At 36.0% G+C, this 10482-nt stretch carries 10 protein-coding genes; 4 read left to right on the top strand and 6 right to left on the bottom strand.

Annotation, left to right across the window (positions count from 1 at the left end; all coding sequences use genetic code 11):
* Positions 1-270: 270 nt before the first annotated feature.
* From ES724_RS15440 to ES724_RS15430, 3 genes are all read right to left on the bottom strand, one after another.
* A complete protein-coding gene (locus tag ES724_RS15440; protein WP_146934646.1) occupies positions 271-1563 on the bottom strand; it encodes an aminopeptidase P family protein in 1293 nt (430 codons plus the stop codon).
* A 132-nt stretch (positions 1564-1695) separates the two neighbouring features.
* Entirely contained in the window at positions 1696-1986 is a 291-nt protein-coding gene (locus ES724_RS15435) for a chaperone modulator CbpM (protein WP_146934643.1), read from the bottom strand.
* The gene (locus ES724_RS15430; RefSeq protein WP_146934640.1) at positions 1983-2900 is read right to left on the bottom strand and encodes a DnaJ C-terminal domain-containing protein; all 918 of its coding nucleotides are present in this window, start codon (positions 2898-2900) and stop codon (positions 1983-1985) included. The genes ES724_RS15435 and ES724_RS15430 overlap by 4 nt, the downstream gene beginning before the upstream one ends.
* Positions 2901-3207: 307 nt before the next feature.
* Between ES724_RS15430 and ES724_RS15425 the strand changes: the two genes are divergently transcribed.
* The 3 genes from ES724_RS15425 to ES724_RS15415 all read left to right on the top strand — a co-directional run bounded on the left by ES724_RS15425 (position 3208) and on the right by ES724_RS15415 (position 6699).
* Positions 3208-3870, top strand: a complete 663-nt coding sequence (locus tag ES724_RS15425) for a succinate dehydrogenase cytochrome b subunit (RefSeq protein ID WP_146934638.1) — start codon at positions 3208-3210, stop codon at positions 3868-3870.
* An 11-nt stretch (positions 3871-3881) separates the two neighbouring features.
* Positions 3882-5885, top strand: a complete 2004-nt coding sequence (locus ES724_RS15420; RefSeq protein ID WP_146934635.1) for a fumarate reductase/succinate dehydrogenase flavoprotein subunit — start codon at positions 3882-3884, stop codon at positions 5883-5885.
* A gap of 70 nt (positions 5886-5955) precedes the next feature.
* Positions 5956-6699 (top strand): succinate dehydrogenase/fumarate reductase iron-sulfur subunit, encoded by a 744-nt coding sequence (locus ES724_RS15415; protein WP_026836702.1) that lies wholly within the window; start codon positions 5956-5958, stop codon positions 6697-6699.
* 53 nt (positions 6700-6752) lie between these two features.
* Here ES724_RS15415 and ES724_RS15410 read toward each other — a convergent pair whose 3' ends face one another.
* Positions 6753-7271 (bottom strand): DUF1440 domain-containing protein, encoded by a 519-nt coding sequence (locus tag ES724_RS15410; protein ID WP_146934632.1) that lies wholly within the window; start codon positions 7269-7271, stop codon positions 6753-6755.
* Positions 7272-7374: 103 nt separating this feature from the next.
* Here ES724_RS15410 and ES724_RS15405 point away from each other — a divergent pair, with 103 nt between their 5' ends.
* Positions 7375-8148: an amidohydrolase gene (locus ES724_RS15405; protein WP_146934630.1), complete on the top strand. Its 774-nt coding sequence runs from the start codon at positions 7375-7377 to the stop codon at positions 8146-8148.
* Here ES724_RS15405 and ES724_RS15400 read toward each other — a convergent pair.
* Both ES724_RS15400 and ES724_RS15395 read right to left on the bottom strand, forming a co-directional pair.
* Positions 8135-9745, bottom strand: coding sequence for an Ig-like domain-containing protein (locus ES724_RS15400; RefSeq protein ID WP_146934627.1), 1611 nt, complete (start codon positions 9743-9745; stop codon positions 8135-8137). The two genes, ES724_RS15405 and ES724_RS15400, sit on opposite strands and share 14 nt — an antisense overlap.
* A gap of 45 nt (positions 9746-9790) precedes the next feature.
* On the bottom strand, positions 9791-10471 hold the full coding sequence (locus ES724_RS15395) for a ComF family protein (RefSeq protein WP_146934624.1): 681 nt from the start codon (positions 10469-10471) through the stop codon (positions 9791-9793).
* Positions 10472-10482: the final 11 nt, after the last annotated feature.

Below are 10482 nucleotides of genomic sequence, written 5' to 3'. Positions count from 1 at the left end.
GATAAAATCTTATTGCCTCTATAAACTAAACGTTTATCCTCTAGGTCTGTGAATCCCCTTTTCATTTTATTAGCAAAACTATTATTAGTCAGCTAAAATATTAAAAAATTGTGTCCACACGATAGGAAGCGTCGGGACAGAATGACATCTCTGTTTTGGTTTTTGTCATTCCGACGCAAGGAGGAATCTCTGTTAAAGAGAATAAAGTTTAAAAAATTAAGCCTGTTGAAGAATATTTTCAACAGGCTTAATAAAATATATGACTAAACTCTATGAGTTCATAAGATCTTCGATTTCATCTGCTTCAATAGGAATATTGCGCATTAGGTTGAAAGGTTCTCCTTTTTCTTGGATCACTAAATCGTCTTCCAATCTAATCCCGAAGCCCTCCGCAGGAATATAGATTCCAGGTTCTACCGTAAAGACTTGGTTTGCTTGCATTGGCTCGGTTAATATTCCATAATCATGAGTATCTAAACCAATATGGTGAGAAGTCCCATGCATAAAATATTTTTTATATGCTGGCCAGTCTGGATCTTCATTTTTCACATCGGCTTTGTCTAATAATCCAAGACCAATTAATTCTGAAGTCATAAGTTTCCCAACTTCCACGTGATAATCTGCCCAAATTGTTCCTGGGACTAACATTTTTTGAGCATCATTCTTCACTCTGTTTACTGCATTGTAAACTTCTTTTTGTCTTGCGGTGAATTTTCCTGAAACAGGAATTGTTCTGGACATATCACTGGAGTAATTGGCATATTCTGCTCCTGTGTCCAGTAATATAAGATCTCCAGCTTTACATTGCTGATTGTTCTCTACATAATGTAACACATTTGCGCTATTCCCACTTGCTATAATTGGAGTATATGCAAAGCCTTGAGAACGGTTGTTCAAGAATTCATGCATCATCTCCGCTTCAATTTGATATTCCCAAACCCCTGGTTTTACAAAACCTAAAGTTCTGCGGAACCCTTTTTCGGTAATATCACATGCTTTTTGCATTTGATCCAGTTCAATTTGATCTTTTACAGATCTCAATCTCTGAAGGATTGGATTGCTCTTGGCAACTTGATGTGCTGGATATTTTTGCTTACACCATTCAATAAATCTGGCTTCCCTGGTTTGAGTCTCGACATTTGCTCGATAATGCTCATTGGTGTTGAAATAAATTGTTTCAGATTGTGTCATGATCTCAAAAAACACTTTTTCGAATTCTTTTAACCAATACACCGTTTTAATTCCGCTTGTTTCAAAAGCTTTTTCCTTAGTTAGCTTTTCACCTTCCCAAACAGCAATATGATCATTGGTCTCTGTTAGAAAAAGTATTTCTCTGTGCTTTTTATTAGGAGCATCTGGAAACAAAACCAAAATGCTTTTATCTTGGTCTACACCACTTAGATAAAAAATATCACGAGCTTGTTGAAACGGCATCGTACTATCTGCGCTTATTGGGTAAATATCGTTAGAGTTAAAAACCGCCAAACTCTTAGACTTCATTTTAGACATGAAGTTTTTGCGGTTCTTAGTATAAAGTGAGTTGTCTATTAGATCGTATTTCATAAAATGTATTTAGATTTGGCTGAATCGAGAAAAAGATTCTACGTCAGCTCTGAAAAATTCAAATTTAAAAAAGATAAGTTCAAATGCTGTTAAACTAAGCGTAAAAGACTTGTGTTTTCTTTAACAATTGGCTTATTCGTAAAGACCTAACCTGTTTCTTAATGCTAAATTTTCTTCTTTCAATTCGTTTTGCCTATCCAGTAAATGCTTAATGGCTTCCAAACCTTCTAAATTAATATCCAGATTGAAATGTAATCGCAACAATTTTTCGAATTCTGCCATTTTATCGCAGTGTACATATTCTCTTTTTTCCACAATGACCACTTCTATTAGACCGCTCTTATTTAAGGATCTTATAAAAGTGTGCTCTACGCTATAGCGTTCACAAAGTTCTTCGGTTGCAATTAATTCCTCTAAGTTCATGATCGTAATTTTTGTAATTCGGTGTACAATTCCTTCTCTTTTGACGATAGATCTGTAGGAACTGTGATATTATAAGTAATAAACAGATCTCCAAATTCCCCTTCCATTTTATATTTAGGAAAGCCTTTGCCTTTTAACTTTACCCGAGTCCCACTTTGCGTTTCTGGTTTAATAGGGAGTTTAACCTTTCCATTGTAGGTGTCTATCGTGATCTCACCACCCAGTAAGGCAGTGTAAAAATCCAGATCTACATTGCTATGCAAATTCTCTTTTTCTCTTTTGAATTTGGTATTGTTCAAAATTTTAAAAGTGATAAAAAGGTCGCCTTTTGGTCCTCCTTGAGCTCCTGGACCGCCATGCCCTGTAATCTTGATAGTTTGTCCATTCTCTACTCCCGCAGGTATGGTAAGTCTTAGGCTTTTTCCATTTACCGTAAGGGTTTGTTTATGGCTGGTATAAACATCGGTTAGATTTAACTGAAGTTCGGCGTTAAAATCCTGTCCTTTAAACTGTGGCGATCTTCCTGTTCCACGAGATCTTGCTCCACCTCCAAACATGGTTTCAAAGAAATCTGAGAAATTATCATCATCAAAACTACCGGAATAGGATTGTCTCTGTCCGCCGCCAAATCCGCCAGCCCCACCTCTTTGTTGACCTCTCTGTTGTTTTTGTTGCTCAAATTGATCGGCATGTTGCCAATCTTTCCCATACTCGTCAAATTTCTTGCGCTTTTCGGGATCACTCAAAACCTCATTAGCTTCATTGATCTGCTGAAAACGCTTTTTGGAGCTTTCATCATCTGGATTTAAATCTGGGTGGTATTTTCGAGCAAGTCTTCTATATGCTTTCTTAACATCTGCTTTTGTTGCAGATTTGTCTAATTCTAATGTTTTGTAATAGTCTATAAATTCCATTGAAATTTCAGTAAATATCGAGTTGGATTATGAGTTACTGAAATTACTAAAAATGAATCTTACAATGAGTTAAGTTTGTGTAAAAAGCAAAAAGAGCTTTAAAAAAAATAGAAAACCAGAAAGTGTGTAAAGTATTTTTGGACTTAGATTCACATTATCTAGGCAAGTGTTGCTTACAGATGGTTCAACAAATACTAAAGTACCTTGTATTAGTTCTAAATTGGCGTTGAAATACTCCTTAAAGTTTGTGTGTAACTATTTTCAGATGTATTTTTGCTGTTAAAATTTCATAAAAATAATCAAACCAATGGGTGGATTACTTAAATCTTCAGTAGCAAAAAAGTTTGCTATGGCCTTATCGGGACTTTTCTTAGTCCTATTTTTAGCTCAACACTTTACAATCAATCTAACTTCGGTAATAAGCCCCGATACTTTTAATGAGATCTCCCATTTTATGGGAACCAATTTCGTAGTACAGGCAATTTTACAGCCGATCCTTATTTTTGGGGTAGTATTCCATTTTATTATGGGTTTTGTTCTGGAAATTCAAAACAGAAATGCAAGAGCTAAAAGTTATGTAAGCTATAATGGAAGTGCAAATTCCAGTTGGATGTCTAGAAATATGATCTATTCTGGAGCGGTGGTATTAGCCTTTTTAGGACTTCACTTTTACGATTTTTGGGTTCCGGAATTGGCGCATAAATATATAGAGTCTCATCCAGAAGATGCCACGAGATATTATGGTGAGTTAGTATCGAAATTTGTAAGCCCTGTTAGAACTGGTCTTTATGTAGTTTCGTTCGTGTTTCTAATGCTTCACTTGCTGCATGGTTTTTCATCTTCATTCCAATCTATGGGCGTGAATAATAAATATTCTGAAGGGATAAGAAAATTCACTGTTGGATACGCTATCATTATTCCATTAGGATTCATTTTTATAGCAGCGTTTCATTATTTTAATAACCTTTAAAAGGTAAGATTATGTCAATTTTAGATTCAAAGATACCGAAAGGACCACTAGAAGATAAGTGGAGCAACTATAAGAATAATATTAATCTAGTTAACCCTGCCAACAAACGTAATATAGATGTTATTGTAATTGGGACAGGTTTAGCAGGAGGTAGCGCTGCAGCTACTTTAGCAGAATTAGGATATAATGTAAAAACATTTTGCTATCAGGATTCTCCAAGACGCGCGCACTCTATTGCCGCCCAAGGGGGAATTAATGCATCAAAAAATTATCAAGGAGACGGAGATTCTAATTTTAGATTGTTCTATGATACTGTAAAAGGAGGAGATTACCGTTCTCGAGAAGGAAATGTATACCGTCTTGCGGAGGTTTCCGGAAATATTATAGATCAATGTGTTGCCCAAGGAGTTCCATTTGCAAGGGAATATGGTGGAATGTTAGATAACCGTTCTTTTGGAGGGGTATTGGTTTCACGTACTTTTTATGCAAAAGGACAAACAGGTCAGCAATTATTACTTGGTGCATATTCGGCAATGAACCGCCAAATAAACCGTGGTAAGATCCAGGCATTTAACCGTCATGAAATGATGGATGTAGTTCTTGTTGATGGAAAAGCAAGAGGAATTATAGCCAGAGATATGCTAACTGGAGCAATAGAACGTCATTCTGCTCACGCAGTGGTTTTAGCTTCAGGAGGATACGGAAACGTATTCTACTTATCTACTAATGCGATGGGTAGTAACGTTATGGCGGCTTGGAGAGCGCACCGTAGAGGGGCATTTTTCGCAAATCCATGTTACACACAAATTCACCCAACCTGTATCCCTGTTTCTGGAGATCATCAGTCTAAATTGACTTTGATGTCCGAATCTCTTCGGAATGATGGTAGAATTTGGGTTCCGAAGACAAAAGAAGATGCAGAAGCAATTCGTGCTGGTAATAAAAAGCCAACAGATTTAGTTGAAGACGAAAGAGATTACTACTTAGAAAGAAGATATCCAGCTTTTGGAAACTTAGTGCCACGTGATGTAGCTTCCAGAGCTGCAAAAGAACGTTGTGATGCTGGTTTTGGAGTAAATAAAACAGGAGAAGCCGTTTACTTGGATTTTGCTAGTGCCATTGAGCGCTACGGAAAAGAGGAAGCATTCACTGCAGGACATAAAAACCCTTCAAAAGAAGAAATAATAAAATTAGGGAAAGACGTTGTAGAGTCTAAATACGGGAACTTATTCCAGATGTACGAGAAGATCGTAGATCAGAATCCGTATAAAACTCCTATGATGATATATCCTGCGGTGCACTATACAATGGGTGGACTTTGGGTAGATTATAACCTGCAAACTACAATTCCAGGATGTTATGCAACAGGAGAAGCAAATTTCTCTGATCATGGTGCAAACAGACTTGGTGCTTCAGCCTTAATGCAAGGTTTAGCAGATGGATATTTTGTATTGCCTTATACTATTGGAGATTATCTTGCTCAAGATATTAGCACAGGCAAGATCCCAACTGATACTTCAGAATTTGACGCGGCTGAAAAAGAGGTTTCAGATAAAATTAATAGATTGATGAATGCCGGTGGACAACATTCCGTAGATTTTTACCATAAGAAATTAGGTAAGATCATGTGGAACAAATGTGGAATGTCTAGAAATGCTGTAGATCTTAAAGAGGCTATTAATGAAATAGCTGAATTACGGGAGGATTTCTGGAAGAATGTAAAGATTCCAGGATCTGCAGATACTAAGAATGCCGAATTAGAAAAAGCAGGAAGAGTGGCAGATTTCCTTGAATTAGGAGAGCTTTTTGCAAAAGATGCATTGCACAGAGAAGAATCTTGTGGTGGGCATTTTAGAGAAGAACATCAAACTCCAGATGGTGAGGCGCTTAGAGATGATGAAAACTTCAAGTATGCAGCAGCATGGGAGTACACAGGAAAACCAAGCGATGCAATTCTTCATAAGGAAGAATTAATATTCGAAAATATTGAATTGAAAACTAGAAGTTATAAATAGTATAGAGCTAGTAGTATTGAGAAGTTAGTTCTCAATACTCAATACTCATTACTCAATACTTTAAAAGATTATGAAGCTTACATTAAAAATATGGCGTCAAGAAAATGCCACAGCTAAGGGTAAAATGGTAGATTATAACATTGACGGAATAGACGGAGATATGTCTTTTCTTGAAATGTTAGATGTACTTAACGAGGGGTTGGTAAATAAAGGTGAGCAGCCAGTAGAATTTGATCACGATTGTCGTGAGGGGATTTGCGGTTCGTGTTCATTACAGATCAATGGAGAACCACATGGTCCAGATAAGTTTATTACCACTTGCCAACTGCATATGCGTACTTTTAAAGATGGAGATACTATTGTTATCGAACCTTTTAGAGCAAAAGCATTTCCGGTAATAAAAGATCTTATAGTAGACCGTACTGCTTTCGATAGAATTCAGCAGGCTTATGGGTATATTTCTGTAAACACTTCAGGAAACACCATCGATGCGAATACGATTCCAATAGAAAAGGAAAATGCAGACGATTCTTTTAATGCTGCTACCTGTATTGGATGTGGTGCTTGTGTAGCTGCATGTAAAAACGCAAGTGCTATGCTATTTACTTCAGCAAAAGTTAGTCAGTTCGCATTACTTCCCCAGGGAGAAGTAGAGGCAGACAGACGTGTTTTGGCAATGGTAGAGCAAATGGACAAGGAAGGTTTTGGAAACTGTTCTAACACCGGAGCTTGCGAGCTTGAATGTCCTAAAGGAATTTCTTTAGAGAACATTGCTAGAATGAATAGAGAGTATTTAAAAGCAAGTGTGAAGTAAATTCATACCTGATAAATAATAAAAAAATCCCGAAGTTTTGCTTCGGGATTTTTTTATAGATTATTTTGAGATCGCTTCATTCGTTCGTTAACGAAACTTCTTACAAATTCTGTTGTGATACCAAAAGCAATATGAGCAAAAAGCTCGTTTGCTTGCATTTTAATTGGGATATTTTTGGGCTTAGATTCAAGTCCAACAAGAGGTAAAGAGGTTTCGTGGGTAGAAACCCAAGTAGTAGCTCCAAAGATCACCCCATCGGCAATATTCATAACATCCTTATCTTTTTTACCGTATCCATAAGCAGCTCCAATACTTGCTCCAAAAGGAAAATTTACCAACTGCTCGGCTAAAGCTTCATTTTCTGCACTTATAGGAGTTCCAGTGATCTTAGTAGAAAGATCATCAACGATCTTTAACTGTGCCGATTTCTGCTCAATCTTTCTAACAGGAAGAAATTCTTCTATTAGAGTTTTTACAGCAGTACCTACCAAACCTCCAACAAACCCTGAAATAAGCCCACGCGAGGTATTAGACGTATAAGTATCTTTCTGTAAAAAAGTTTCTAAATTCATATCTGATCAATTTGGGAATAAAGCTATTTATATTCTAATTTCCTTCCAATCTTTTAACACGTATTTAATAGCCGGAATCTTATTTTTTATAATTTTACAAGACATGGAAAATTTAAATATAGCCTTACTACAAGTAGATCTGTTTTGGGAGAATATTAAAAAGAACCTTAAACTATTCGAAGAAAAAATAGAATCTGTCAATACGGAGGTAGATCTTTTTATACTCCCGGAAATGTTTAGCACCGGCTTTTCTATGAATGCTGAAAAGTTAGCAGAATCTGAGAATGGTCCTACTTTAAAATGGATGCAACGAGTTGCAAGCGAAAAGAACGCAGCTATTACCGGAAGCATTATTGTAAAAGAGAAAGATGAATATTTTAATAGGTTATATTTCGTTTTTCCTGATTCCACTTTCAAGAAATATGATAAGCACCACACCTTTACATTAGCGAAAGAGCATGAAACCTATTCCGCGGGAAATGAACGGCTGCAGGTAGAATATAAAGGGTGGAAAATATGCCCATTAATTTGTTATGATCTTAGATTTCCTGTGTGGGCACGAAATACTGAAGATTATGATCTATTAATTTATGTGGCTAACTGGCCTAAACCAAGGATCCTTGCATGGGATGTATTGCTGCAAGCCAGAGCTATAGAAAACATGTCTTATTGTGCTGGAGTAAACAGGATAGGTTTAGATGGAAATAATCACGAATATACCGGCCATTCAGCAGTCTATGACAGTTTAGGAAAACCTTTAAATGATCAAGAAGAAGCAGCGTTTACCAAAGTTGTGACCTTGGATAAAAATCAGCTTTTGGATACCCGAAAGAAATTTAAATTTCTTCAGGATCGTGATAAATTTACTTTAGAATAAAGGTCTGGTTGATATCCCAGTTTGGTCTTACTTCTAAAAGATCCGGGAAATAGATGATTTCTTCTGGATTAGTCTTAAGTAAAAAATTACCTGTATCCCATATACCATTCGCATTGGAGTCGTAGATCACTCTAATAAAATATTCCCCTGGAGGAACCAATTCAAAAGCGATACCACTTTGATCATCAGATTTTTTCTCCGCTTTTACAACTCCCTTTTCATCTGTAAGTTGAACAATTATAGGGAAACTCTTTACATTTTGTAAGTTCAACTTAATATTTCCATAATCAGAAAATGTTTTTGTCTTTAATGCTCTATAGATCGTATCGTTCGTAGCGTTAAAAAAATCTGTAATCGCTCCTGGGAGTATTTGGATACTATAGGTTTCATTTTCATTTTTACTGAACTTTATATGAATAGAATTCTCCAACTTCTTAAGTTCTGATGTAAAAGCAACTTCTAGGGAGTCCTTATCAAGTATCTTAATAAGACTATCATCCTTAGTTGTTAATGGGGTGTTTGCTTTTATGAGAAAATCTTTATTAAATTCTAAGGTGCCCGAAGGTTCTGTATTAATTACTAAGGAATCAGCCTTCATATCTGAAATCCTTGCAATCAAACTAGTAGTGTCTTTTTGGGAATTGAACTTGAATCTTAAACTATCCGTTTCCACTAAAGGCTTGTACCATAAATATAAACTGTCTTTATCTACCACTTTCGTGAAGCGATATTCAAAATCTGATGGCACTGTATTTAAAGGATCTATAGAGATACTATCTAGGTTGGTTTTTCCTTTGTAACCAACTAGTATTTTTTGTTTAGCAACCTGTTTAGGTCGGCCTGCTTCAAATGCAATTTCTTCTTTGAACAATTGTAAATTATAAGACGTGTCTGTGGGTACAGAAATTGTCTCTTTTAAAAATGCTATTTTTTCTTTCCCAGGATTGTATTTATAGTCGTTGTTTAGATCTCTAACGGCCACCAAATGATACTTGCCTTCTTTAATATTGGTAAGTTCGAAACTTCTAAGGCTATCTAAGGTATTGGTTATATATCTTGGCGGAGTTGTAAATACCAAAGAGTCGTTGTAGGTTTCATCTGCATCATATAACATCACAGAAATAAAAGGATCTGCTTCTTTGAGAAGCGCATCAGAAACCGTTCCTGCCACCGATAAGGAATCTATGTAGTCTCCTGTAGAAAACACATATTTAAAATAAGGCAAGGGATTCCCTTCGTTATTGTCTATAATGCTTTTTCCAAAATTAATAGCGTAGGTAGTGTTTTTTCTGAGTGTATCATTTAACCTGATTCTGATATATTTACTAGGAGCACCGAGTGGAGTGATTTCTGGTTTAATCGCCATTGGAGGAGAAATGATAATCTGTTTTTGCGCATCGGCTAACTTGATGTATTCATCAAAATAGATTCTAATTTCCTCTTTATTGAATTGAGTCGAATAATTTTCAGGAGTTGCTCTTAAGAATTTTGGAGGCTCGGTATCTAAATCCCCGCCTTGTGGAGTTCCTTTTTTTGCACATTGCACTAATGTGAGGGAAATAAGAATCATCAATAATCTTGAAAAATACTTTTTCATTTAAGCCGAAATTTTAAGCAAAGAAACAATTATTTTTTGTTTTAGTCATGCTGTAAAAGCCATTGTGGCAATGCTGATTTTTACATTTTCTCCTTCCAAAAGAATCTCTGCACAGGCTTCCAGAGTAGCGCCGGTAGTAATAAGATCATCTACCAGCAAGATGTGTTTGTTTTTAATTTTTTCAGAATTAAACAACACAAAACTCTCTTCGATATTTCCCCATCTAGCAAGCCTTGTTTTGAGTGTTTGCGTTTTTGAGAAAGAGGTCTTCAAAAGAACATCATCCACGTAGTCTATATTAAGTGCTGCAGCGATCTCTTTCCCAAATTCTTCTACCTGATTAAAACCCCTAGATCTAAGTTTCTTTTTATGCAGCGGCACTGGGATTACAAGGTCTATACCTTCGTAAGAATTTGTTTTAGCAAGTTCTGCCCCAGTCCAAGCGCCTAGATAAGATCCAATTTCTTGATGACCTCTATATTTCAATCGGTGTATTAATTTCTGAACACTGCTTTTCTTCTTAAAAACTAAAAGAGAAGTAGCATTTTCTATAGGTACACGCCCATAAAATACTTTTTTTACAGGATTTTCGTTATCTAGATGAAAATTAGTGATAGGAAGTTCGTTTACACAATTAGTGCAAAGAATATTTTGGTTTTTATACAATTCCGCATCGCAAATTTGGCAGATGTTTGGGTAAAATAAATTAATTAAATCTTGAAACATTAGTTAATGTA

It is taken from the genome of Gillisia hiemivivida (genome assembly GCF_007997295.1).
GTDB lineage: Bacteria > Bacteroidota > Bacteroidia > Flavobacteriales > Flavobacteriaceae > Gillisia > Gillisia hiemivivida.
This window is presented reverse-complemented; position numbering and strand designations above follow the sequence as displayed.